At 41.8% G+C, this 25,841-nt stretch carries 26 protein-coding genes; 25 read left to right on the plus strand and 1 reads right to left on the minus strand.

Going from position 1 to position 25,841, the window contains the following annotated elements:
- The first annotated feature begins 59 nt into the window (after positions 1-59).
- From ACERDH_RS04010 to ACERDH_RS04080, 15 genes are all read left to right on the plus strand, one after another.
- A complete protein-coding gene (locus tag ACERDH_RS04010) occupies positions 60-1,112 on the plus strand; it encodes an endo-beta-N-acetylglucosaminidase (RefSeq protein ID WP_386680387.1) in 1,053 nt (350 codons plus the stop codon).
- A 28-nt stretch (positions 1,113-1,140) separates the two neighbouring features.
- A complete protein-coding gene (locus ACERDH_RS04015; RefSeq protein ID WP_386680390.1) occupies positions 1,141-2,112 on the plus strand; it encodes an N-acetylmuramoyl-L-alanine amidase family protein in 972 nt (323 codons plus the stop codon).
- Between the two features lie 119 nt (positions 2,113-2,231).
- A complete protein-coding gene (locus tag ACERDH_RS04020) occupies positions 2,232-3,158 on the plus strand; it encodes a hypothetical protein (protein ID WP_152903011.1) in 927 nt (308 codons plus the stop codon).
- Between the two features lie 15 nt (positions 3,159-3,173).
- Positions 3,174-4,712 (plus strand): DUF6287 domain-containing protein, encoded by a 1,539-nt coding sequence (locus ACERDH_RS04025; protein ID WP_386680393.1) that lies wholly within the window; start codon positions 3,174-3,176, stop codon positions 4,710-4,712.
- A gap of 234 nt (positions 4,713-4,946) precedes the next feature.
- A complete protein-coding gene (locus ACERDH_RS04030) occupies positions 4,947-5,348 on the plus strand; it encodes a Spx/MgsR family RNA polymerase-binding regulatory protein (protein WP_386680396.1) in 402 nt (133 codons plus the stop codon).
- Positions 5,348-5,626 (plus strand): UPF0223 family protein, encoded by a 279-nt coding sequence (locus ACERDH_RS04035; protein WP_386680398.1) that lies wholly within the window; start codon positions 5,348-5,350, stop codon positions 5,624-5,626. The genes ACERDH_RS04030 and ACERDH_RS04035 overlap by 1 nt, the downstream gene beginning before the upstream one ends.
- A complete protein-coding gene (locus ACERDH_RS04040; RefSeq protein ID WP_386680401.1) occupies positions 5,616-6,389 on the plus strand; it encodes an inositol monophosphatase family protein in 774 nt (257 codons plus the stop codon). Before ACERDH_RS04035 ends, ACERDH_RS04040 begins: the two co-directional genes overlap by 11 nt.
- The gene (locus ACERDH_RS04045) at positions 6,390-7,694 is read left to right on the plus strand and encodes an RsmF rRNA methyltransferase first C-terminal domain-containing protein (protein ID WP_386680404.1); all 1,305 of its coding nucleotides are present in this window, start codon (positions 6,390-6,392) and stop codon (positions 7,692-7,694) included.
- Positions 7,695-7,914: 220 nt separating this feature from the next.
- The gene (locus ACERDH_RS04050; RefSeq protein ID WP_386680407.1) at positions 7,915-8,793 is read left to right on the plus strand and encodes a phosphate ABC transporter substrate-binding protein PstS family protein; all 879 of its coding nucleotides are present in this window, start codon (positions 7,915-7,917) and stop codon (positions 8,791-8,793) included.
- On the plus strand, positions 8,793-9,710 hold the full coding sequence (gene pstC, locus ACERDH_RS04055) for a phosphate ABC transporter permease subunit PstC (protein WP_001070903.1): 918 nt from the start codon (positions 8,793-8,795) through the stop codon (positions 9,708-9,710). Before ACERDH_RS04050 ends, pstC begins: the two co-directional genes overlap by 1 nt.
- Positions 9,700-10,584, plus strand: coding sequence for a phosphate ABC transporter permease PstA (pstA, locus tag ACERDH_RS04060; protein WP_049493330.1), 885 nt, complete (start codon positions 9,700-9,702; stop codon positions 10,582-10,584). Before pstC ends, pstA begins: the two co-directional genes overlap by 11 nt.
- Positions 10,585-10,594: 10 nt before the next feature.
- Positions 10,595-11,398 carry a phosphate ABC transporter ATP-binding protein PstB gene (gene pstB / locus ACERDH_RS04065; protein ID WP_386680412.1) on the plus strand — a complete coding sequence of 268 codons (804 nt, stop codon included), beginning with the start codon at positions 10,595-10,597 and terminating at the stop codon, positions 11,396-11,398.
- A gap of 12 nt (positions 11,399-11,410) precedes the next feature.
- Positions 11,411-12,169: a phosphate ABC transporter ATP-binding protein PstB gene (gene pstB, locus ACERDH_RS04070; protein WP_000133483.1), complete on the plus strand. Its 759-nt coding sequence runs from the start codon at positions 11,411-11,413 to the stop codon at positions 12,167-12,169.
- Positions 12,170-12,180: 11 nt separating this feature from the next.
- On the plus strand, positions 12,181-12,834 hold the full coding sequence (phoU, locus tag ACERDH_RS04075; RefSeq protein ID WP_000946458.1) for a phosphate signaling complex protein PhoU: 654 nt from the start codon (positions 12,181-12,183) through the stop codon (positions 12,832-12,834).
- Positions 12,835-12,991: 157 nt separating this feature from the next.
- Positions 12,992-13,807, plus strand: a complete 816-nt coding sequence (locus ACERDH_RS04080; protein WP_000837375.1) for an ABC transporter substrate-binding protein — start codon at positions 12,992-12,994, stop codon at positions 13,805-13,807.
- Positions 13,808-13,933: 126 nt separating this feature from the next.
- Here ACERDH_RS04080 and ACERDH_RS04085 read toward each other — a convergent pair whose 3' ends face one another.
- The gene (locus ACERDH_RS04085) at positions 13,934-15,205 is read right to left on the minus strand and encodes an aminotransferase-like domain-containing protein (protein WP_386680417.1); all 1,272 of its coding nucleotides are present in this window, start codon (positions 15,203-15,205) and stop codon (positions 13,934-13,936) included.
- A gap of 338 nt (positions 15,206-15,543) precedes the next feature.
- On the opposite strand from ACERDH_RS04085, the gene budA reads away from it, so the two are divergent.
- From budA to alaS, 10 genes are all read left to right on the plus strand, one after another.
- The gene (gene budA / locus ACERDH_RS04090) at positions 15,544-16,275 is read left to right on the plus strand and encodes an acetolactate decarboxylase (RefSeq protein WP_386680420.1); all 732 of its coding nucleotides are present in this window, start codon (positions 15,544-15,546) and stop codon (positions 16,273-16,275) included.
- Positions 16,276-16,284: 9 nt separating this feature from the next.
- Entirely contained in the window at positions 16,285-17,037 is a 753-nt protein-coding gene (locus ACERDH_RS04095) for a YhfC family intramembrane metalloprotease (RefSeq protein ID WP_269796307.1), read from the plus strand.
- 111 nt (positions 17,038-17,148) lie between these two features.
- Entirely contained in the window at positions 17,149-18,054 is a 906-nt protein-coding gene (gene murB, locus ACERDH_RS04100) for a UDP-N-acetylmuramate dehydrogenase (RefSeq protein ID WP_247931918.1), read from the plus strand.
- A 159-nt stretch (positions 18,055-18,213) separates the two neighbouring features.
- Positions 18,214-19,371 carry an ABC transporter ATP-binding protein gene (locus ACERDH_RS04105; protein WP_000742895.1) on the plus strand — a complete coding sequence of 386 codons (1,158 nt, stop codon included), beginning with the start codon at positions 18,214-18,216 and terminating at the stop codon, positions 19,369-19,371.
- Positions 19,352-20,158 (plus strand): ABC transporter permease, encoded by an 807-nt coding sequence (locus ACERDH_RS04110; protein WP_000753801.1) that lies wholly within the window; start codon positions 19,352-19,354, stop codon positions 20,156-20,158. The genes ACERDH_RS04105 and ACERDH_RS04110 overlap by 20 nt, the downstream gene beginning before the upstream one ends.
- Positions 20,155-20,928 carry an ABC transporter permease gene (locus ACERDH_RS04115; protein WP_000712740.1) on the plus strand — a complete coding sequence of 258 codons (774 nt, stop codon included), beginning with the start codon at positions 20,155-20,157 and terminating at the stop codon, positions 20,926-20,928. Before ACERDH_RS04110 ends, ACERDH_RS04115 begins: the two co-directional genes overlap by 4 nt.
- Positions 20,925-21,995 (plus strand): ABC transporter substrate-binding protein, encoded by a 1,071-nt coding sequence (locus ACERDH_RS04120; RefSeq protein WP_368080367.1) that lies wholly within the window; start codon positions 20,925-20,927, stop codon positions 21,993-21,995. The genes ACERDH_RS04115 and ACERDH_RS04120 overlap by 4 nt, the downstream gene beginning before the upstream one ends.
- 160 nt (positions 21,996-22,155) lie before the next feature.
- Entirely contained in the window at positions 22,156-22,398 is a 243-nt protein-coding gene (locus tag ACERDH_RS04125; RefSeq protein ID WP_125443005.1) for a hypothetical protein, read from the plus strand.
- 274 nt (positions 22,399-22,672) lie between these two features.
- Complete coding sequence (locus ACERDH_RS04130; protein WP_049488628.1) at positions 22,673-23,158, plus strand: LURP-one-related/scramblase family protein; 486 nt, start codon at positions 22,673-22,675, stop codon at positions 23,156-23,158.
- 20 nt (positions 23,159-23,178) lie between these two features.
- Positions 23,179-25,797, plus strand: coding sequence for an alanine--tRNA ligase (gene alaS, locus ACERDH_RS04135; protein ID WP_049488602.1), 2,619 nt, complete (start codon positions 23,179-23,181; stop codon positions 25,795-25,797).
- Positions 25,798-25,841: the final 44 nt, after the last annotated feature.

Genomic DNA, 25,841 nt, shown 5'->3' on the forward strand with positions numbered 1-25,841 from the left:
TTCACGAGTGGGAAAAATCTGCTATACTCTAGGGGAATAAGATTTAAAGGAGTTTGTCTATGAAATTCAAACCAGTTTTGTTTGCTAGTTTAGCAGTAGCAGCGCTAGGAGCTGCGACAGTTTTTGATACCGAAGGAAGCTTGCCCTTCTCACCTCAAGTTGTTCATGCAAGTTCGAGTGATATCGTGGGGATTAAAAACCATGATATAAAAATCACACTAAAACAGCATCCTACATTAGAGAAGCTAGATATCACGGCTACAATTGATTCTTTGCCAAGAAGAAACTTCGATGCTAGTAGATATTTTCATGGATACTTTAAAAATGTCCAAAATGGTAAAACTTTTTCATTTATTTTGCCATCTATAGAGTTTAAATCTTATGAATTATCAGTGACTAGTGAGTTTTACTGGAATGGTGGCTGGTCTATAGACGATGGTGATTATTGGATTGTATATTATGATACACTATCAGATGTAAATGATGGTTCTGCTCGCTATGAACACCGTTACTATGGCCAGTCTGAGGTTGTAACCTTTAAAGATCATAAAATTGTCAGCATTGGAGGACGAGGACAAGCTGCAACCCAACCACAAAGCTCCCAAGCTCAAACACCTGCTACACCTAGCAACTCAGCTTCTGGCAAAAATGGCTGGTCAGGCAACTCTTACTACCAAAATGGCAACAAGGTCTATAGCAAGTGGATCTATGATTACCAATATAAGTCTTACTTCTATATCGATGCTGCGGGGAACTATGTCCAAAATGCTTGGGTAGGCAATTACTACCTCAAATCTGGCGGTTACATGGCACAAAATGAGTGGGTTTATGATAACAACTACGGAGCTTATTACTATTTGACAGGTGAAGGCAGCTATGCTCGTAGTTCTTGGGTAGGTAACTATTACCTCAAAGCCAATGGTAAAATGGCTAAGAGCGAATGGATTTATGACAGAAATTATAGAGCCTACTATTACCTGACAGGTGAAGGCAGCTATGCTCGCAATACATGGATTGGTGACTATTACCTTAAATCCAATGGTAAGATGGCCGTTAGCGAAAGGACCCCAGATGGCTACCGAGTAAATATGTTTGGTAAATGGATTCGTTAGTAGGAGATGAGGGAAAGTTATGTTGAAAATGAAAACAATGTTAGTCTCGGCCTTGTCTATTTTAGCCCTGGGAACTGTGGCTCTCGTTAACGTTCAAGGAGTAATGGCTGACACTCCTAATATTGCTAAATCCGACTATGATCCTGCTAATGTTAAGCATTTAAAAGTACAGATGAGTTTGAGTCAAGATACAAGCTCTGGAAAATTAAAGATTACAGCTAGTATTGATACCTTCCCAGAGGGAATGAATGAGGTTTCTATTCCATTTTTCTTGTTCAATGTGAAAACTCAAGTGACTGAAAAGTTCCCTGGATTAGCCGATGCTATCTTTACACCTAGTCAACCAAGTGTGACAAGGGAATATGATATGAACCAGGCGAATTTGAATGCCTTTGCGGATGGAGAATATCGAATTGTTTTGAGAGCTCATAAACAGCCTCCGTATTATAATTATCGTTATTATGGCCACACTGATATTGTGACCATCCAAGACCATAAAATGGTTGGAACAGGAAGTCATATCAATTATGCCAAAAATGGATGGTATGGTAATTCATACTATAAGAATGGCATTAAAGCAAGAAACGAATATATTCTTAGTTCTAATAGAAGAGGAGTATATTATGTAGATGCTGATGGTAACTTGGTTGAAAACAGATGGCGTGGAAACTTCTACTTTAAACCTGGTGGTTTAATGGCCCAGCAAGAGTGGATTTACGATAAGAATTATGGGGCTTGGTACTATATATTAGCTCAATCAGGATATGTAAAAAATGGTTGGATAGGGAACTACTACCTCAAAGCTGATGGTAAAATGGCCCAGAGCGAGTGGATCTATGATACATACTATCAGTCTTATTACTACTTAACGAGTGAAGGTAGTTATGCCCACAATACATGGGTAGGCGATTACTATCTTAAAGCGAACGGTAAGATGGCTGTTAACGAATGGACACCAGATGGTTACCGTGTAGATGGTTCAGGTAAATGGATTCGCTAGTAAGCTACAGGCTGAAGCAGTGTAATCTGTATGATAAAAGGAATCCTTTTAGGAAATTTTCTTAAAAGGGTTTCTCTGTATTTATAATTGAAAATAAAATGAGAAGTGAGATAGAGAAAATGAAAAAGTCTCCATTGGTTACAATAAAATCTCGATTAGATTTTATTTATTTAGCTTATGCTGTTAGTTTGGGATTGATTATTTTATTTAGCTTTATGGGGGTAATGGTTGATGAAGTAAATAATTCTTTAAATATTTATGGTTGGATTAGGGGGATTTTAAACGCAAATCTCTTTTTAGCAGTCTCGTTATTAGAACTTGTTTTTGTATTGAAAAGAAAAGAGAAAACCTTGATTTTCCTTAGGATTTTAAATAGTTTATGGTTGTTTAAGTTGCTTCTAGACGTTGTAAGAGGAGTTGTCCAAAGTCGAATGGCAGCTACAAGTTATAATGTTTTTGCTGGGATTGTTCAGTTTACATCTGGATTTTTGTCAGGTTGGTCTCCGACCATGGAAAGGGCCAACTCAGCCGACATGTTGAATGGATATTATCTAATTTTGTATTCAACATTTTTTAGCTTAATTCTTCTTTTAGTCTATTGTTACTTCAAGTATATAAAAAAGGAAAAACTAACCTTTGAATTTCATCTTTCATTTTTATCAGTAGAGGATATTAAGAAATCCTATGCTAAAAATAAACTCTTAACAGTTGCTTCCATCAGCATATCCATATCGCAATTCTTGTATTTTTATAGCTTACCTGGTACAATTAATAAAACAGTATCACCCTTTACTTACCATGCTATTTTGGCTCTCATTATTCTTGCTTTAGCCGTTTTAGTCGTATCCTCTATTGCAAGTGGAGAAGAAAAAAGATTGGATACATATATCATCACCTTGTTACTAACATTTATCGTTTATAATCCAATATACATTTTTCAACATGGTCGTCCTGGTTTAGGTTATATTGTTTACATTTTTGGATGGATCTTATTTGGCTATTATTTGGTGGACAAAAAATGGATACAATCAGAAAGGAATCATTGAGAAAATTTGAAAAAGATGAAAAAGTATTTACGATATAGTATCGTTTTCCTAGTTGCCCTGCTTTTTTTAGGGGCTTGTGGAAAGAAGGAAGAATCCTCTTCAGAGGTAATGGATCAGATTGATATTGCGAATTCTCTTGAAACAGACAATTTTGATGAGTGGTATCGTTCTTTTGGAACGATTGAACATTTATCAGGTGAGATGCCCTTATTTGGAACCATTGATCTTGGTTATAATGGTCAGGCCATTATTGTAAGAGATGGAAAAGAGATGTTGCATGGCCGTGATCGTGGTGGAATGATGAAAGGTCAAATCACGATTAAAAAGTATGCAGGTGACACGAAGGTCACGACCATTGATTACGAGCTCGACAAAACCTATGTTGTTGGAAAGACCTATTCCAAAACAACAGTCCTACCAGAAGTTGAGGTATCGCTTTCTATATCTCAGGAAGAGATTGACCGCATCGAAACCGACTTTAAAGATCAGTCCTATACTTTTTATGGCTACAAGGACCCTAACGGCTATCTAATTTTGACAGATGGTAAAGAAGACAAACCAACAGTTTATCTTTATAAGTTGGAGCAACCCATGGAATTGAAAGTTACTGCTGATAAGGCTGCGGTACGTAAGGAACCTCTCTATGATTCAGAAGTGATTACTGAACTCAGCAAGGATCAAAGAATAACCGCTTCTAATTCGGTTGCTGGAGAGAGAAAAGACCGAGGCCATATTTGGTACCAAATTGATGTAGAAGGTAAGACTGGTTTTATACTGCAAGCTGATATTATTGACCCTAAAACAAATCATTACCCTACCAATATGATTGCTACGAGACGTCCATTTAAGGAACCGGAAATCTTGAATGGAAATTTGCATCTAATAGCAGATACCTGGGTTAATGCTGCAGGTGAAGAAATCACTATCAAACCAGATGGCAGTATGAGTAACGGAGATCGCTTGCAGATAGGATCTGAGACAATAGATATACCTGTACTAATTGTTGGAAGAACAGAAGAAAGTGTCCTTGTTTATCCGGCTAATTCACCTAGTGATCCTCATGGTGGCCGGTCAGATAGCAGTAAGGATCGGATAGCCTTCTCAAACAAGCCAATTATTCCATCAGATAAGTTTTTCTACAGAAAATCAGATGGCGTAACAACTTTTGATAATACAAGCTCTCAGAATGGTACTGATCAGGAGACAGCTCAGAGTTCGAGTCGTGAACCTGTAGTTGGTAATCCTTCTGTTCGAAATCCTCAAAAGGATGAAATATCACTAGTAGCAGGTAGTTGGTCGACAACTGGTTCAAAACCTAAAAACTTGATTATTCATGATTCTGGCTTAGTCAATAAATATGAGCGAATCTTTTTGTCCAAGAATCAGGAAGGAGCCGTTGGAAAGCGATTTGAGATTGGAATTCGGGCAACAACGCCTGTACTCTTTATACCAGCAGGAACTGCTCATGGTGCATCAGATTCATCCAAAGATCGCCTGTTCTATGAAGAATTTGGGAAATCAGATAGGGCTGAAGATTATTACTACCGAGATTAGTAGATATATTTAAAAGCAAAAGAATGTCGCAAGATTGTGGCGTTCTTTTTTGTGAGCCCAATACTTCCCTATATAGCTCTCCAAGAGTGAATTAACTAAATCAGAAATGTATTAATCGTTCGCAAACAGTCTATTTTTCTTGAAAAAATAGGCTTTTTTTCTAAAAATCTCTAGTCAAGCGCTTTATTTTTTTGTATAATAGAGGTAGCAAAGTATAGATAAGAAGAGAAAAGCATGATTACACTATTTCTATCACCGAGCTGTACTTCATGTCGTAAGGCAAAGGCCTGGTTAGAAAAACATAAGGTGCCCTTTGAGGAACACAATATTATGACCAGTCCTTTAACAAGAAAAGAATTGCAACACATCCTTTCCTTGACCGAAAATGGTACTGATGACATCATTTCAACTCGTTCAAAAATTTTTCAAAAATTAGATATTGATGTAGAAAGTATTTCGGTATCAGAATTGCTTCATTTGATTGAGCAGTTTCCTAGTCTTTTGCGTCGTCCCATTATTATCGATGCCAAACGTATGCAAATCGGTTTTAATGAAGATGAGATTCGTGCTTTTCTCCCTCGTAGTTACCGTAAGCAAGAACTAAAAGAAGCAAGAATGAGAGCTGGTATTAGTTAATGAACAAACAGTATAGTTACCCACTAGATTTGTCGTGGAGCACTGAAGAACTTGCTTCAGTGCTTTCTTTTTTTAATGATGTTGAAGCTGCCTATGAAGGCAAGGTAGAGGCTCAAAAGCTACTGGATTCCTATAAGGGATTCAAATTGGTTGTGCCAAGCAAGAGTGAAGAGAAGCGTTTGGGACGAGAATTTGAAACGGTCAGTGGCTATTCGCTTTACCGAGCGGTTCAGGCTGCCAAGGAAAAAGGGGAAGGAAAGATTTCTCTTGGAAAGTAAATTTGAATTTGCTAAAGAGCTAATTAAGAAAGCGGGCCAGTACATCCTTGACCACATGCAGGAAGATTTGCAGGTTACGACCAAAACCTCTCCGACAGACTTGGTGACCCGACTGGACAAGGAAGTTCAGGAATTCTTGGTTAGTGAGATTTTGTCTCGTTATCCTGAGGATAAGATTTGTGCTGAAGAGGGCTGTTTGCGAGCTTCAGTTCAAGAGGGCAAGGTTTGGGTCATTGATCCCATTGATGGTACCAATAATTTTGTGGCCCAGCAGGAAGATTTTGCTGTTATGATGGCTTATTTTGAAAATGGTCAAGGCCAGTTTGCTCTGATTTATGATGTGGTCAAAGGGGATTGTTATCACGGTGGTGGTAAGTTTCCGGTTTGTCGAAACGATCAGCCCCTAGCTCCCTTTCAAGCAAAACCACTTGGAGATTTTCTCATTGCAGGGAATAGTGGTATGTTGGAAACCAATGAATGGGGCTTGGCTGATTTGGGACGAGCGGTCCTTGGTGTACGTGTCTATGGGAGTGCGGCCATTAGTTTTGCCAAGATTTTGTCAGGGCGTTTGTTGACCTATGTCACTTATCTCCAACCATGGGATTATGCTGCAGCTAGTATTTTAGGGGAAAGTCTGGGCTATCGGGTTGTGACTCTTTCTGGTGAAGCTCTTGATTTTCAAACCAGACAGCCAGTCATGATGGTGCCTCTTGAGATGCTGGAGGAAATTCAGTCCTATATTTACGAAAGGAAAAGAACTTAAATGCAATTTCCAGAAGGATTTGTTGAAAAATATGAAGAGATACTAGGAGATGAGGCAAGAGATTTTCTTGCCTCTTTTGAGGAGGAAGCGGTTTCGGCTTTTCGGGTCAATCCTTTAAAAGAAGCGCCAGTTTCTTTTTCTGACGCCATTCCTCAAACTCCTTGGGGACATTATGGGAAGGTTTCAGGGAAATCACCTGAGCATGCTACTGGTTTGGTTTATTCGCAAGAACCTGCTGCCCAGATGGTGGCTCAGGTAGCCAAGCCCAGTCCTGGGATGAAGGTCTTGGACTTGGCAGCTGCACCTGGTGGTAAATCAACTCAACTGGCAGCCTATCTAGCAGGAGAGGGTCTCCTTGTTTCCAACGAAATCTCAAGCAAAAGAGCTAAGATTTTGGTTGAAAACATGGAGCGCTTTGGAGCGACAAATGTCGTAGTGACCAATGAATCTGCTGACCGCTTGGCCAAGGTCTTTGAAGGTTATTTTGACCTCATTGTCCTTGATGCCCCTTGCTCTGGTGAAGGAATGTTCCGTAAGCAACCAGACGCTATGGATTATTGGAGTCTCGATTATCCGAGCCAATGTGCTAGCTTACAAAGAGAAATTCTGGCAGATGCGGTGACCATGTTAGCTGAAGGTGGTCGTCTGGTTTATTCGACTTGTACCTGGGCACCTGAGGAAAATGAAGAAATAGTCAATTGGCTACTGGAAGAGTATGATTTTGACTTGTTGCCGGTTGAACATATCAATGGAATGGTAGCTGGGATTGACCTGCCAGAAACAGCTCGGATGTACCCTCATCATTTTAAGGGAGAGGGCCAGTTTGTAGCCCATCTACAGTTTAAAGGTGAAAATCCAGCCCCTAAATTTAAGGCAAGTAAGAGCAATCTCAGCCGTGAGCAAGTTGACTTGTGGCAGGAATTTGTCCAAAATCACTTGAAGGTTAATTTACCGGGTATCTTGCAGACTTTTGGGGACCAACTCTATCTCTTGCCAGAACTCTTACCAGATTTAGGGAAGCTCAAGATTGCTAGGAATGGCCTGCATCTAGGGACCTTTAAGAAGAAACGCTTTGAGCCCAGTTTCGCTCTTGGTCTAGCCTTGAAACCGAGTCAGGTCAAGCAGTCGGTTGAAATTGACCAAGAAGCGTTTGTAAAGTATGCCGCTGGAGAAACCGTTCAGCTGGCGGAAAGTCTGCCAAATGGTTGGTACCAAGTTTTGGTTCAAGGCAATGGCTTGGGCTTTGCTAAGGTGACTGGAAATGTTTTGAAAAATTATTTTCCAAAAGGCCTCAGATTCAAGTGAAAATGCTAGTCAAAGTAGCTTGTCTATGTTATAGTGGAAGTATGGATTTTTTTCAAATTGTCTTTCATTTTAAGTCAAAATTGGTGGGAAAGGTAATTGAGCAAATTGCTAGTAAAACCAAGCTAACAACTTCAGTTGGCTCCCAATTTTCAAAAGAAAAACATAAATAAATAGTTGAAAAAATTCACAGCATTCACCATTATTTTCAAGGAGAAAAACAGTGAAAAAAAGGAAAAAACTCGCTCTATCCCTTGCGGCTCTCTTGCTGGCAGGTTCTTTGGCGGGATGTGCTAGCTGGATTGATCGTGGGGAATCCATGACAGCTGTTGGCTCAACGGCTCTTCAGCCCTTGGTTGAAGCAGCAGCAGATGAATTTGGCTCTCTGCACGTTGGAAAAACAGTCAACGTCCAAGGTGGAGGATCTGGTACAGGTCTGTCTCAGGTTCAGTCTGGAGCTGTTGATGTAGGAAATTCAGACGTATTTGCCGAGGAAAAAGACGGTATCAACGCATCCGCTCTAGTGGACCATAAGGTAGCTGTAGCGGGCTTGGCAGTCATTGTAAATAAGGAAGTTGACGTTGAAAATCTGACAACTGAACAACTCCGTAGCATCTTCACAGGTCAAGTGACCAACTGGAAAGAAGTCGGTGGGAAAGACCTAGCCATTTCCATTATCAACCGCGCGGCAAGTTCTGGTTCACGTGCAACTTTTGATAGTGTTATCATGGATGGTCAATCTGCCGTGCAGAGTCAAGAACAGGATTCAAATGGGATGGTCAAAAACATTGTTTCCCAGACACCAGGAGCCATTTCTTACCTAGCCTTTGCCTATGTGGATGACTCAGTTAAACGTATGAAGTTGAATGGCTATGAGCCGATTGCAGAAAATGTTACAAGTAATAACTGGCCTTTGTGGTCTTATGAACACATGTACACCCTAGGTCAACCAATTGAATTGGTGGCAGAGTTTCTCAACTTTGTCCTCTCCGATGAAGCGCAAAGCGGAATCGTTAAGGGAATGGGCTATATTTCTGTCAAGGAAATGAAGGTTGAAAAAGATGCTGTAGGAACGGTGACAGCACTAGAAGGGAGTCACTAATGAATCAAGAAGAATTAGCTAAAAAATTACTTTCTCCCTCAAAGAACTCTCGTCTAGAGAAATTAGGAAAAGGCTTGACCTTTGCCTGTCTGTCTTTGATTGTTATCATTGTGGCTATGATTTTGATTTTCGTAGCCCAAAAAGGTTTGTCGACCTTCTTTGTAAATGGGGTTAATATCTTTGATTTCCTCTTTGGCCAAACTTGGAATCCTTCAGGTAAACAATTTGGTGCCCTTCCTATGATTTTGGGTTCCTTTATTGTCACAATCCTATCAGCCCTTATCGCAACTCCTTTTGCCATTGGTGCGGCAGTCTTTATGACGGAGGTCTCACCAAAAGGTGCTAGAATCTTGCAACCAGCCATTGAATTGCTGGTCGGGATTCCTTCAGTCGTATATGGATTTATCGGTTTGCAGGTTGTAGTTCCCTTTGTCCGCAGTGTATTTGGTGGAACTGGTTTTGGAATCTTGTCAGGGATTTTCGTTCTCTTTGTCATGATTTTACCGACGGTAACCTTTATGACAACCGATAGTTTGCGTGCGGTGCCTCGTCACTACCGCGAAGCTAGTTTGGCTATGGGGGCCACTCGTTGGCAAACCATTTGGCGTGTGACCTTGAAGGCGGCGCGTTCAGGGATTTTTACAGCAGTGGTCTTTGGGATGGCGCGTGCCTTTGGTGAGGCCTTGGCCATTCAGATGGTCGTCGGAAACTCAGCCGTTGTCCCAACTTCATTGACAACACCTGCTGCAACCTTGACCTCTGTCTTGACCATGGGTATCGGAAATACTGTTATGGGAACTGTTGACAATAACGTTCTCTGGTCACTAGCCTTAGTCTTGCTTTTGATGAGTTTGGCCTTCAACAGTGTGATTAAATTGATTACGAAAGAAAGAGGAAAGAAAAACTATGCACGCTAAGAAATTAGATAAAATTGCAACAGCTGTCCTCTACTCAATTGCAGGAATTATCGTTGCTATCTTGGCATCCTTGATTCTCTATATCTTGGTTCGTGGTTTGCCCCACATCTCTTGGTCTTTCTTGACTGGCAAATCATCTTCTTACCAAGCAGGCGGAGGGATTGGAATTCAGCTCTATAATTCCTTTTTCCTTCTGGTTATTACCTTGATTATTTCTGTGCCCTTGTCTATGGGAGCTGGGATTTTCCTAGCTGAATATGCTAAAAAAGGTCCTGTGACCAATTTTGTCAGAACCTGTATTGAAATCTTGTCTTCACTCCCATCTGTGGTTGTAGGTCTCTTTGGTTACTTGATCTTTGTAGTTCAGTTTGAGTATGGATTTTCAATCATTTCAGGTGCCTTGGCCTTGACGGTCTTTAATCTGCCTCAGATGACTCGTAATGTTGAGGACAGTTTGAAGCACGTTCACCATACGCAGCGTGAAGCTGGTCTGGCCCTTGGGATTTCTCGTTGGGAGACTGTGGCCCATGTGGTCATTCCAGAAGCCCTTCCAGGTATTGTGACTGGGGTCGTCTTAGCTTCTGGTCGTATCTTTGGTGAGGCTGCTGCCCTTATCTATACAGCAGGACAATCCGCTCCAGCCCTTGACTGGTCTAACTGGAATATTCTCAGTGTGACCAGTCCAATCTCTATCTTCCGTCAAGCAGAAACCTTGGCTGTCCATATCTGGAAAGTCAATAGTGAAGGTACTATTCCAGATGGAACTATCGTATCAGCAGGTTCTGCGGCCGTGCTCCTCATCTTTATTCTCATCTTTAACTTTGGAGCCCGTAAACTCGGAAGCTACCTACATAAGAAATTAACCGCTGCCTAAAGGAGAAGCCATGTCAAAATATAATTGGGATGAAAAGCATATCATCACCTTTCCTGAAGAGAAAGTGGCCCTCTCTACTAAGGATTTACATGTTTACTACGGTAAAAAAGAATCCATCAAGGGCATCGATATGCAATTTGAAAAGAATAAAATTACTGCCTTAATTGGCCCTTCTGGTTCAGGGAAATCAACCTACCTCCGCAGTCTCAATCGTATGAATGATACCATTGATATTGCTAAGGTAACAGGTCAAATCCTCTATCAAGGAATCGACGTCAACCATCCAGAAATCAACGTTTATGAAATGCGTAAGCACATTGGAATGGTCTTCCAACGCCCAAATCCCTTTGCCAAGTCTATCTACCGCAATATTACTTTTGCTCATGAACGTGCAGGGGTTAAGGACAAGCAAGTCTTGGATGAAATTGTGGAAACCTCTCTTCGTCAGGCTGCCCTTTGGGACCAGGTCAAAGACGATTTACACAAATCAGCCTTGACCCTATCAGGTGGTCAGCAGCAACGTCTCTGTATCGCTCGTGCTATCTCTGTTAAACCAGATATCCTTTTGATGGATGAACCGGCATCAGCCTTGGATCCGATTGCGACAGCCCAGCTGGAAGAAACCATGTTGGAATTGAAGAAGGACTTTACCATCATCATCGTGACCCACAGTATGCAGCAGGCTGCGCGTGCTAGTGACTACACAGGATTTTTCTACTTGGGTGACTTGATCGAGTACGATAAGACCTCTAATATTTTCCAAAATGCCAAACTACAGTCAACCAATGACTACGTAACAGGACACTTTGGATAGAAAGGAAACAGTATGACAGAAGCGATTTTACAGGTGTCAGACCTGTCCGTTTACTACAATCAAAAAAAGGCCTTGAATAGTGTTTCCCTATCTTTCCAACCCAAGGAAATTACAGCCTTGATCGGTCCATCTGGATCAGGGAAATCAACCCTCCTAAAGGCTATCAACCGCATGGGGGATCTTAATCCAGAGGTAACCACAACTGGTTCAGTGGTTTATAACGGCCACAACATTTACAGCCCGCGTACAGATACAGTTGAATTGCGGAAGGAAATCGGTATGGTTTTCCAACAACCAAACCCCTTCCCTATGTCTATCTACGAAAATGTTGTTTACGGGCTTCGTATCAATGGAGTGAAGGACAAGCAGGTTCTAGATGAGGCGGTTGAAAAAGCCTTGCAACGAGCTTCTATCTGGGATGAGGTCAAGGATCGCCTGCATGATTCAGCTATCGGACTTTCAGGCGGACAACAGCAACGTGTCTGCGTTGCCCGTGTCTTGGCAACTAGTCCTAAAATCATTCTCTTGGATGAACCGACTTCAGCCTTGGACCCTATCTCGGCTGGTAAGATTGAGGAAACCTTGTATGCTCTAAAAGATAAATACACCATGCTCTTGGTTACGCGTTCCATGCAACAAGCCTCTCGTATCTCTGACAAGACAGGATTTTTCCTAGATGGAGATTTGATTGAGTTTAACGATACTAAGAAGATGTTCCTCAACCCACAACACAAGGAAACAGAAGATTATATTTCAGGAAAATTTGGATAAGGAGATAAATGATGTTACGTTCTCAATTTGAAGAAGATTTGGAGAAATTGCACAACCAGTTCTATGCAATGGGACAAGAAGTGCTATCCCAAATCAATCGGACAGTGCGTGCCTTTGTTACGCATGACCGTGATTTGGCCAAGGAAGTCATCGAAGACGATGCAGAAGTGAACGAATACGAAGTGAAATTGGAAAAGAAATCATTTGAAATGATTGCCCTTCAACAACCCGTTTCTCAGGACTTGCGTACTGTTTTGACAGTCTTGAAGGCTGTATCTGACTTGGAACGTATGGGTGACCATGCCGTTTCCATTGCCAAGGCGGCAATTCGTATGAAGGGGGAGCAACGCATCCCAGCTGTTGAAGAAGAAATAAAGAGAATGGGTCGCGATGTCAAGAACTTCGTCGAAGCAGCCCTTGAACTCTATCTCAATGGTTCAGTAGATCAGGCCTATGAAGTAGCAGCAATGGATGAAAAAATCAACCATTACTTTGATAGCATTCGTGACTTGGCTACAGAAGAAATCAAGAAAAATCCTGATGCCATTGTTACAGGTCGTGATTATTTCCAAGTGATTGCCTTCTTGGAACGTATTGGAGACTATGCCAAGAATATCTGTGAATGGGTTGTTTACTTTGAAACAGGTAAGATTGTCGAACTATAAAATAGAGTCATTCTGTATAAAAAGGAGCTTGAAATCAATAGATAGCTCCTTTTTTGAATGAAAAAAATATTTTTAAGATAAAAATTCAAAAAAACACTTGACAAGCAACTTGGATAGAGTTATAATTATACAAAATTAACAGAGAGGTCGTTTATTTATGAAATCGAAAAAATGGATATTTGTTTTATGTAGCTTTCTTGCAAGTTTCTTCTTAGTGGCTTGCCAGTCGGGTTCTAATGGTTCTCAGTCAGCTGTTGAGGCCATTAAGCAAAAGGGGAAATTAGTTGTGGCGACTAGTCCTGACTATGCACCTTTTGAATTCCAATCCTTAGTTGACGGGAAAAATCAGGTAGTCGGTGCGGATATTGATATGGCCCAAGCTATCGCTGATGAACTTGGGGTGAAATTGGAAATCTCAAGCATGAGTTTTGACAATGTTTTGACCAGTCTTCAAACTGGGAAGGCTGACCTAGCAGTTGCAGGAATTAGTGCTACTGATGAGAGAAAAGAAGTCTTTGATTTTTCAATCCCTTACTATGAAAACAAGATTAGTTTCTTGGTTCGTAAGTCTGATGTAGAAAAATACAAGGATTTAACTAGCCTTGAAAGTGCTAATATTGCAGCCCAAAAAGGGACTGTTCCAGAAGCTATGGTCAAGGAACAATTGCCAAAAGCTCAATTGACTTCCCTAACCAATATGGGTGAAGCTGTCAATGAATTGCAGGCTGGAAAAGTAGATGCTGTTCACATGGATGAGCCTGTTGCCCTTAGCTATGCTGCTAAAAACGCCGACTTAGCTGTCGCAACTGTCAGCTTGAAGATGAAGGACGGCGAAGCTAATGCAGTTGCCCTTAGAAAAAATAGTGCTGATTTAAAAGAAGTGGTGGACAAGGTCATCCAAAAACTCAAGGATGACGGTACCTACCAAAAATATCTTGAAAAAGCGGCAACCTTAACAGAAGTTGAAGAATAATACTCAATGAAAATCAAAGAGCAAACTAGGAAGCTAGCCGCAAGCTGTACTTGAGTACGGTAAGGCGACGCTGACGTGGTTTGAATTTGATTTTCGAAGAGTATAAGAAAAAAGCAGAGTTGGAAGTCAATCCAATTCTGCTTTTAAATAGTCTAAAACATTTTCCAGATTGTCTAAGGACACCTTGGCAAATTGATAAGGACAGGTGCTTAAATAGGCCTCTTCAAAGAAGTCTAAGCCCAGTTGACTGTGTTTGAGACTGGCGATTTTAGGATACTGTCTGAGATCAAGTAATAAACCATCGTGTAGGGGAAAGTGAGGAAGGGGACAAGGAGTGTTATCTAGTCTTTCCTCGATTTGTTTTTGGTAGTCTTCCTGATTGGATAAGCGAGCTAGGCGATTTTTCTCAAATAATTGACTGTCAATATAGAGTGACAGGGCCTTTTGCATGATGAGGTTGCTGTCGTAGTCTAGGATATTTTTGTAGGCCACAAAGGCTTCCTTGATAGCATTTGGCAGAATGAGAGCAGTAATCCGCAGGGCTGGAAAGAGGCTGGTTGAGAAGGACTTGATATAAATGACGCGCTCCTCTGTATCTAGATAGTGGAAGGTCTGGCCCTTTTTGGAGTCTAAATCCCCCAGATAGTCATCCTCTACGATATAGACACCGTACTTGGTAGCTAAGTCAAGAATAGCCCGTTTGTCCTGCTCTGAATAGGAATGCCCCAAAGGATAGTGAAAACGAGGAATAGTATAGAAAAACTTAATTTTTCCTGTTTTGAAGTGGTCTTCCAGCTCTTCCAAGTCAATTCCATCAATGCCTCGTTCAATCGTTTGATAGTCCAGACCCTGTGCAATCAAGAGGCGATTCATCCGATGGTAGGTCGGCTGTTCCACCAAGATTTCCTTTGCTTGGCTAGGAAAGGAAATTTGAGAGAGGATAAACAGGGCTTGTTGGGTTCCAGAAGTCAGTACAAGTTGGTCAGCCTTACAGTAGAGGGCTTGGTCAAAGAGGAGTTTATGAATGGACTGTCTTAGGTCTTCTAAACCTTCTTGGTTTTCATAGTAGTTGAAGAGGTAGTTTTCTCGTCCAATCAAGGTTTCATTGACACAGAGTCGGAAATCGTCATAGGCGCTGGCATGTTCGTCAGTGACTTCGATTTCTAGATCCTGGTGTTGCCCTTGTTCTAGGACATAGTAACCACTCTGGGGCTTGGCATAGAGGTATTGTTCATGCCGTAATTCCAGCAGGGCTCGTTGAATGGTGTCCTTGCTACAGTGAAAGTCAAGGCTCAGTTGACGGATAGAAGGCAGGCGACTTCCCGTTGGAAAACGTCCAGACTCGATACTATTTTTCAGATAGGAAACAACCTCTTGGTACTTGCTTTGTTTCTTCATTCCAGACCTCCCTTGATTTTGTTACATTGTACCTTTTTTTTTCCTTCTTGGCAATGTCTAGAGTGTTTCTATCGTTCACATCTAGGGGCAAATGTGGTATACTTAGGAGTAACATTTATAGAATAATATTCTTCGAAAATCTCTTCAAACCACGTCAGCTTCACCTTGCCGTAGATATGGTTACTGACTTCGTCAGTTCTATCCACAACCTCAAAACAGTGTTTTGAGCTGACTTCGTCAGTCTTATCTACAACCTCAAAGCAGTGCTTTGAGCAATCTGCGGCTCGCTTCCTAGTTTGGTCTTTGATTTTCATTGAGTATAACAGACAAGAAAGTGAATGGAAAAGAACGTGCAGGAACCAGTGAAATTATTTCAATACAATACCCTTGGAGCCTTGATGGCCGGCCTTTATGGTGGTACTATGACAGTAGGAGAATTGCTAGAGCATGGAGACCTTGGTTTGGGAACCTTGGATTCCATTGATGGGGAATTGATTGTTTTGGATGGCAAGGCTTATCAAGCCAAAGGCTCAGGAGAGCAACCGGAAATTGTAGAAGTGTCACCAGATGCCCTTATTCCTTATGCAGCAGTAGTACCGCACCAGGCAGAGGTCATTTTCCGCCAGCGCTTTGAGATGACAGACAAGGAATTGGAAGAGCGAATCGAGTCTTATTATGATGGGGAAAATCTTTTCCGCTCTATCAAGATTCGGGGGGAATTTTCACATATGCATGTGCGCATGATTCCCAAGTCGACACCAGATACCAAGTTTGCTGAGGTCGCAACCCATCAACCGGAATATAGTCGTGACAATGTGGCGGGGACCATCGTTGGTTTCTGGACGCCTGAGATTTTCCATGGGGTCAGTGTGGCAGGCTACCATCTGCACTTCATTTCAGATGATTTGACCTTCGGTGGTCATGTCATGGATTTTGTCATCAAGGAAGGAATTATCGAAGTGGGAGCTGTTGACCAATTGGATCAACGTTTCCCAGTCCAAGACCGTCAATACTTGTTTGCTAAGTTCAATGTTGACGAGATGAAAAAAGATATTGAAAAGGCAGAATAGGAGAAGAAAATGACTATTCATATCATTATTACCATGTTGCTGTTGCTGGCTTTCTTGATAGGGAGCATTTGGTATGCCAAAAAGAAATACCAGATTAATCTAGCTGTCTTGGGCTTGGGGGCTGTTGCCTTCTTTGTCTCTTCACAGATTTTAGAAAAACTGGTGCATATCTTGGTTTTACATCCTCAAAAAGACGGTAGTATTGCCCTCTTGCAAGACCATCCGCTTGTCTATATCATCTATGGCCTAGCCATGGCAGCATTTTTTGAGGAAACTGCTCGTCTTATTTTCTTCAAATGGTTGGAGAAAAAGAGAAGTTTGGAAAAGGCAGATGCCTTGGCTTATGGATTGGGGCATGGTGGCTTGGAGTTGGTTTTCCTAGGTCTTACTAGTTTGATTAATCTCTACATCGTTCTCTCAGCAGTTCAAACTCAGAATCCACAGGTCATGCAATTGCTGTCTGAAAATATGTTGAAAACCATTCAGTCGCTATCAGTCTGGCAGATTTATTTGCTTGGTTTTGAGAGAATCTTGGCGCTAGGTTTCCAATTACTCTTGACTGTTTGGGTTTACCAAGCTGTTCGCCAGAAGAAATGGATTTATCTCCTAGCGGCCTATGGACTACATGCCTTCTTTGACCTAGCTCCATCTCTAGCCCAAGTTGGCTGGCTGACAAATCCTGTCTTGGTTGAAGTTGTCCTAGCACTTGAACTTGTTCTGCTTGCCTATGGAACAAAGGCTATCTTTTGCAAAAAATCATAAAAAGAGGGGAAACCTCTTTTTTTATTTAAAATAAGCCCAAGATTTTTTTAGGGTCGTCAAATGGTCTTAAAAATGGTATAATGGAATGAATTTTGTAAAAGGAAGAGTGTCATGTCAGTAAAAGAAAAAATGCTTGAAATTTTAGAAGGAATTGATATTCGTTTTAAAGAACCCTTGCATAGCTATAGTTATACAAAAGTAGGTGGAGAGGCCGATTATTTGGTCTTTCCACGAAATCATTTTGAGTTGGCTCGCGTTGTTAAATTTGCCAATCAAGAAAATATCCCTTGGATGGTTCTTGGGAATGCCAGCAACATCATCGTTCGTGATGGTGGGATTCGTGGATTTGTCATTTTGTGTGACAAGCTCAATAATGTTTCCGTTGATGGCTATACCATCGAAGCTGAAGCTGGTGCTAACTTGATTGAAACGACACGCATTGCCCTTCGTCATAGTTTGACTGGCTTTGAGTTTGCTTGTGGTATTCCAGGGAGCGTCGGTGGTGCTGTCTTTATGAATGCGGGTGCCTATGGTGGCGAGATTGCCCACATCTTGCAGTCTTGTAAGGTCTTGACCAAGGATGGAGAAATAGAGACCCTGTCTGTCAAGGATTTGGCTTTCGGGTATCGCCATTCAGCCATTCAGGAGTCTGGTGCAGTTGTCTTGTCAGCTAAATTTGCCCTTGCTCCAGGAAGTCATCAGGTTATCAAGCAAGAAATGGATCGCTTGACGCATCTACGTGAACTCAAGCAACCTTTAGAATACCCATCTTGTGGTTCGGTCTTTAAGCGTCCTGTTGGTCATTTTGCAGGTCAATTAATTTCAGAAGCTGGTTTGAAAGGCTATCGTATCGGTGGCGTAGAAGTGTCAGAAAAACACGCAGGATTTATGATTAATGTTGCTGACGGAACGGCTAAAGACTACGAGGACTTGATTGAGTCTGTGATCGAAAAAGTCAAGGAACACTCTGGCGTTACTCTTGAGAGAGAGGTCCGTATTTTAGGTGAAAGCAAGTAGGAAACTTTAGCTAAAAAGCTGCTGCTATATCATGGAAAGGGGGTGAAAGCCTATCGTTAGTGCAGAAGAATGTAGGCAGTTCAATCTCCTACACGAGGTAGTAGCGGCCTGACAGAGCCCTGATCTGTTAATCTATGAAAAAGAAGGAATAAATGACAATTGAAAAAACCAATTATTGAATTCAAAAACGTCTCAAAAGTTTTTGAAGACAGCAACACCAAGGTTCTCAAAGACATCAACTTTGAGTTGGAAGAAGGGAAATTCTACACCCTTCTAGGCGCATCTGGTTCAGGAAAATCAACTATCCTTAACATCATTGCAGGTTTGCTGGATGCGACGACAGGAGATATTTTGCTGGATGGTGTCCGTATCAATGACATTCCAACCAACAAGCGAGACGTCCATACAGTCTTCCAATCCTATGCCTTGTTTCCACATATGAATGTGTTTGAAAATGTTGCCTTTCCGCTCCGCTTGCGTAAAATTGACAAGAAAGAAATCGAGAAACGCGTAGCGGAAGTTCTCAAGATGGTTCAGTTGGAAGGTTACGAAAAACGTTCTATCCGTAAACTCTCTGGAGGACAACGTCAGCGTGTAGCCATTGCCCGTGCCATCATCAATCAACCCCGTGTGGTCTTGCTGGACGAGCCTCTGTCAGCGCTGGACTTGAAATTACGAACAGACATGCAGTACGAACTGCGTGAACTGCAACAACGATTGGGCATCACCTTTGTTTTTGTTACTCACGATCAGGAAGAAGCCTTGGCTATGAGTGACTGGATTTTTGTCATGAATGATGGCGAGATTGTCCAGTCTGGAACACCAGTAGATATCTACGATGAGCCAATCAACCACTTTGTTGCCACCTTTATCGGTGAGTCAAATATCTTGCCAGGAACCATGATTGAGGACTACTTGGTTGAGTTTAACGGCAAACGCTTTGAAGCGGTCGATGGTGGGATGAAGCCAAATGAACCTGTTGAAGTCGTGATTCGTCCAGAGGACTTGCGGATTACCCTTCCTGAAGAAGGCAAGCTCCAAGTTAAGGTCGATACCCAGCTATTCCGTGGGGTGCACTATGAAATTATCGCCTATGACGAACTTGGAAATGAATGGATGATCCACTCGACTCGTAAGGCCATCGTGGGTGAGGAAATCGGTCTGGACTTTGAACCAGAAGACATCCACATCATGCGCCTTAACGAAACCGAAGAAGAGTTTGATGCCCGTATCGAAGAATATGTGGAAATCGAAGAGCAAGAAGCAGGTCTGATCAATGCAATCGAGGAGGAGAGAGATGAAGAAAACAAGCTCTAAACTCTTTGTAGTGCCCTACATGCTCTGGATTGCCCTCTTTGTATTGGCACCCTTGGTCTTGATTTTCGGACAATCTTTTTTCAACATTGAAGGCCAGTTTAGTTTAGAAAATTATAAGTCCTACTTTGCGTCACAAAACTTGACCTACCTAAAAATGAGTTTCAACTCTGTACTCTATGCAGGAATTGTGACCTTTGTGACCTTGCTTATCAGTTATCCAACAGCCCTCTTTTTGACCCGTCTCAAGCACCGTCAACTATGGCTCATGCTGATTATCCTGCCAACTTGGATCAACCTTCTTCTTAAGGCTTATGCCTTTATCGGGATCTTTGGTCAAAATGGCTCTATTAACCAATTCCTTGAATTTATCGGAATCGGTTCGCAACAGTTGCTCTTTACCGATTTCTCCTTTATCTTTGTCGCAAGCTACATCGAGCTTCCCTTTATGATATTGCCGATTTTCAATGTCTTGGACGATATGGATAACAACCTCATCAATGCCAGCTACGACCTCGGTGCGACCAAGTGGGAGACCTTCCGTCATGTCATCTTCCCTCTATCGATGAATGGTGTGCGAAGTGGAGTTCAGTCGGTCTTTATTCCAAGCTTGAGTCTCTTCATGCTGACCCGTTTGATTGGTGGGAACCGTGTTATTACGCTGGGAACGGCTATTGAGCAGAACTTCCTGACAAATGACAACTACGGTATGGGTTCTACCATCGGTGTGATTCTCATTCTGACCATGTTCATCACCATGTGGGTGACCAAGGAAAGGAGAGAACGATGAAAAAATTTGCCAACCTTTATCTGGGACTGGTCTTTCTTGTCCTCTACCTGCCGATTTTTTACTTGATTGGCTACGCCTTTAATGCAGGCAACGACATGAACAGCTTTACAGGCTTTAGCTTGAGCCATTTTAAAACCATGTTTGGCGATGGTCGCCTTATGTTAATTGTGACCCAGACCTTTTTCTTGGCCTTTCTGTCAGCATTGATAGCGACCATTATCGGGACTTTTGGAGCTATTTACATTTACCAGTCTCGTAAGAAATACCAAGAAGCTTTTCTATCACTCAATAATATCCTCATGGTTGCGCCTGACGTTATGATTGGTGCCAGCTTCTTGATTCTTTTTACTCAACTCAAGTTTTCACTTGGCTTTTTGACCGTTCTATCTAGTCACGTGGCTTTCTCGATTCCTATCGTGGTCTTGATGGTCTTGCCTCGACTCAAGGAAATGAATGGGGACATGATTCATGCGGCCTATGACCTTGGTGCCAGTCAATTTCAGATGTTCAAGGAAATCATGCTTCCTTACCTGACTCCGTCTATCATTGCAGGTTATTTCATGGCCTTCACCTATTCTCTAGATGACTTTGCTGTGACCTTCTTTGTAACGGGAAATGGCTTTTCAACCCTATCAGTCGAGATTTACTCTCGTGCTCGGAAGGGGATTTCGTTAGAAATCAATGCCCTGTCTGCCCTTGTCTTTCTCTTTAGTATTATCCTAGTTGTTGGTTATTACTTTATCTCACGTGAGAAGGAGGAGCAAGCATGAAAAAACTCTATTCATTTTTAGCAGGAATTGTAGCCATTATCCTGGTCTTGTGGGGAATTGCGACGCATCTAGATAGTAAAATCAATAGTCGAGATAGTCAAAAACTGGTCATTTACAACTGGGGAGACTACATCGATCCAGAACTCTTGGAGCAATTCACAGAAGAAACAGGCATCCAAGTCCAGTACGAGACCTTTGACTCCAACGAAGCCATGTATACCAAGATTAAGCAAGGTGGAACGACCTACGATATTGCCATCCCTAGTGAATACATGATTAACAAGATGAAGGACGAAGACCTCTTGGTACCGCTTGACTATTCAAAACTTGAAGGAATCGAAAATATCGGACCAGAGTTCCTCAACCAGTCCTTTGACCCAGGCAATAAATTCTCCATTCCTTACTTCTGGGGAACACTGGGAATTGTCTACAATGAAACTATGGTAGATGAAGCGCCTGAGCATTGGGATGACCTCTGGAAACCAGAGTATAAGAACTCTATCATGCTCTTTGATGGGGCGCGTGAGGTGCTGGGACTGGGACTCAATTCCCTCGGCTACAGCCTCAACTCCAAGGATAGCCAGCAGTTGGAAGAGACAGTAGATAAGCTCTACAAGTTGACTCCAAATATCAAAGCTATTGTGGCGGACGAGATGAAGGGCTACATGATCCAGAACAATGCTGCTATCGGTGTGACCTTCTCTGGTGAAGCCAGCCAAATGCTAGAAAAAAATGAAAATCTACGCTATGTGGTACCGACTGAGGCCAGCAACCTTTGGTTTGACAATATGGTCATTCCCAAAACAGTCAAAAACCAAGATGCAGCCTATGCTTTTATCAATTTTATGTTGAAACCTGAAAATGCTCTTAAAAATGCGGAGTATGTCGGCTATTCAACACCAAACCTACCAGCTAAGGAACTACTCCCAGAGGAGAAAAAAGAAGACAAGGCCTTCTATCCAGATGCTGAAACCATGAAACACCTAGAAGTTTATGAGAAATTTGACCATAAATGGACAGGCAAATATAGCGACCTCTTCCTACAGTTTAAAATGTATCGGAAGTAGGAGTAGAACGTAAGAAAACGAATCAGTTAGAGCTGGTTCGTTTTTTAAAAAATAGAAGGCAATTTTTTAACTGTATATTTTTCTATTCTGGTTGCTTATTTTTTAGCCTAGTAGTATACTAATCTTAACCTTACAGAAAGCGGTAACAAAAAATGAAGATATCTACTTTTTCAAAAAAAGTTATTGGCCAACCTTTTTGATTGTTGACGAAACAATTATACTATTCCATTTAAAGGATGGCTTGGATCGACAATACCTAACAACTGATTCCATACATTTGGTGATAGGGTTCTTTATATTTGCAAATATTTTCGTAGCTATCTTTAACAATTCAAAACTTTGGAATAAAAGTTGGGATAAAAAGAGTGATAGCAGTAAGAAAAAATATATTCTGAAAAAGTAATCTGAGATGTAGGTAATGGGTTATTTAAATGGGAATGATTTCCAGTTGACGCAGACTTAAAAAAAAGATATAATAAGAAAGTTGAGAATTGATTTTCAATCATCTTAGTCCAGAGAAATGGCGGTGCTGCGAGCCATCTAAGCTAGAAAGTCATGCTACTCAATCATACAATTGCATAAGAATAAGAGAATGACAAGTTCATTGAATGAAGGTGGTACCGCGGTTTTTCGCCCTTCGTGATATGAACTTGTCTTTTGATTTTTTGGATGTGTTGATGAAAACATTTCTTGTCAAACAAAAGTTTCGTCTTGGAGGCGAGCGCTTTGCTATCAAGGATGACAGGGGAGAAATCGCCTATCAGGTAGAGGGATCATTTTTTAAAATTCCCAAAACCTTTACTATCTATGATGCATTTGGTAACCAAGTCAGTGAGATTAGTAAAGAGATTTGGACTCTACTTCCTCGTTTTGAGATTCAGCTTCAGGATGGATCGAGTTTTGTAATTCGTAAGAAGTTGACCTTCTGGCGAGATAAGTATGAGTTTGATAATCTGGGTCTTCGTATCGAGGGCAATATCTGGGATTTGAATTTCAAACTACTGGATGATCGTGATCAGTTGATTGCGGAAATCAGGAAAGAACTCTTTCATCTGACCTCTACCTATACCGTAACGGTTCTGGAGGACGCTTATGCAGATCTAGTCATTTCCCTCTGTGTCGCTATTGACTATGTGGAAATGCTGGAAAGTCAATCAAATTAAACAAGCAATAAGGAGACAATATGAAACAACTATCTAGTGCACAAGTACGCCAAATGTGGCTTGACTTCTGGGCGACTAAAGGTCACTCAGTAGAACCATCAGTGAGTTTGGTTCCTGTAAATGATCCAACTCTTTTGTGGATCAACTCTGGGGTAGCAACCCTTAAGAAATACTTTGATGGAACCATTATCCCTGAAAATCCACGTATTACTAATGCCCAAAAAGCGATTCGTACTAACGACATCGAAAACGTAGGGAAGACAGCACGTCACCATACCATGTTTGAAATGTTGGGGAATTTCTCTATTGGGGATTACTTCCGTGATGAGGCTATCACTTGGGCTTATGAGCTTTTGACAAGCCCTGAGTGGTTTGACTTCCCAGCTGAAAAACTGTACATGACCTACTATCCAGACGATAAAGATTCTTACAACCGTTGGATTGAAGTGGGAGTGGATCCAAGTCACTTGATTCCTATTGAGGACAACTTCTGGGAAATCGGTGCTGGGCCTTCTGGACCTGATACAGAGATTTTCTTTGACCGTGGAGAAGCTTTTGACCCAGAAAATATCGGTCTTCGCCTTCTTGCAGAAGATATTGAAAACGACCGTTATATCGAAATCTGGAACATCGTTTTGTCACAATTTAACGCGGATCCTGCTGTTCCTCGTAGCGAGTACAAGGAATTGCCACACAAGAACATTGATACGGGCGCTGGTTTGGAGCGTTTGGTGGCAGTTATTCAAGGGGCTAAGACAAACTTTGAAACTGACCTCTTCATGCCAATCATTCGTGAAGTTGAGAAATTGTCTGGTAAGGTTTACGACCAAGATGGCGACAACATGAGCTTCAAAGTCATCGCTGACCACATCCGTTCTCTTTCATTTGCCATTGGTGATGGTGCCCTTCCAGGAAATGAAGGTCGTGGTTATGTTCTTCGTCGTTTGCTCCGTCGTGCTTCTATGCACGGTCAAAAATTGGGTATCAACGAGCCTTTCCTTTACAAACTGGTTCCAACTGTTGGGAAAATCATGGAAAGCTACTATCCAGAAGTGCTTGAAAAACGTGACTTTATCGAAAAAATCGTTAAGAGCGAAGAAGAGTCATTTGCTCGTACTCTTCACTCAGGTCAACATTTTGCCCAAGGCATCGTAGCTGACTTGAAAGAAAAAGGTCAATCTGTTATCGCTGGTTCAGATGTATTTAAACTTTATGACACTTATGGATTCCCAGTTGAATTGACTGAAGAAATCGCTGAAGAAGCTGGTATGACTGTCGACCGTGAAGGTTTTGAAGCAGCCATGAAAGAACAGCAAGAACGTGCGCGTGCATCTGCTGTCAAGGGTGGTTCAATGGGGATGCAAAATGAAACCCTTCAAAACATCACTGTGGAAAGTCGCTTTAACTATGAAGCATCACAATTATCTTCTAAATTAGTAGCGATCGTGGCTGACAATGCAGAAGTAGAAGCTGTTTCAGAAGGAACTGCCTCACTTATCTTTGCGGAAACTCCATTCTACGCTGAAATGGGTGGACAGGTAGCTGACCATGGACAAATCTTGGATGGGTCAGGTAAGGTCGTAGCCACTGTGACCAATGTTCAAAAAGCTCCAAACGGACAAGCTCTTCATACGGTTGAAGTCCTTGCACCGCTTGCCTTGAACCAAGAATATACCTTGGCAATTGATAGCAATCGTCGTCACCGTGTTATGAAAAACCACACTGCGACTCACTTGCTTCACGCTGCCCTTCATAACATCCTTGGAAACCACGCAACACAAGCAGGATCTCTTAATGAAGTAGAATTCCTACGCTTTGACTTTACGCATTTCCAAGCTGTGACTGCTGAAGATTTGCGTGCGATTGAACAGCAAGTCAACGAGAAAATCTGGGAAGCCCTTGACGTTAAGACAGTTGAAACGGATATTGACACTGCTAAGGAAATGGGAGCCATGGCCCTCTTTGGTGAGAAATACGGCAAGGAAGTTCGTGTCGTGACAATTGGTGACTACTCTATCGAGCTTTGTGGTGGTACCCACGTTGGCAACACTTCTGAGATTGGTCTCTTCAAGATTGTCAAAGAAGAAGGTATTGGTTCAGGAACTCGCCGTATCTTGGCAGTAACTGGTAAGGAAGCCTTTGAAGCCTACCGTGAACAAGAAGATGCTCTTAAAGCTGTCGCAGCAACCTTGAAAGCACCGCAAGTCAAGGAAGTCCCTCACAAGGTAGAAGGTCTTCAAGAACAACTTCGTCAACTTCAAAAAGAAAATGCTGAATTGAAAGAAAAAGCCGCAGCTGCAGCCGCAGGCGATATCTTCAAGGACGTTAAGGAAGCAAACGGTCATCGTTATATCGCTAGCCAAGTATCTGTATCGGATGCTGGTGCCCTTCGTACTTTTGCAGATAACTGGAAACAAAAAGACTACTCTGATCTTCTTGTCCTTGTTGCTGCTATCGGTGACAAAGTCAATGTCCTTGTAGCAAGCAAGACAAAAGACCTTCATGCAGGAAACCTTGTCAAAGAATTAGCACCAATCGTTGATGGACGTGGTGGTGGAAAACCAGACATGGCCATGGCAGGAGGAAGCAACCAAGCTAAAATCCAAGAATTGTTGGATGCAGTAGCAGGTAAATTGTAATTAATACTCAATGAAAATCAAAGAGCAAACTAGGAAACTAGCCG

Source organism: Streptococcus bovismuti, assembly GCF_042436615.2.
GTDB lineage: Bacteria > Bacillota > Bacilli > Lactobacillales > Streptococcaceae > Streptococcus.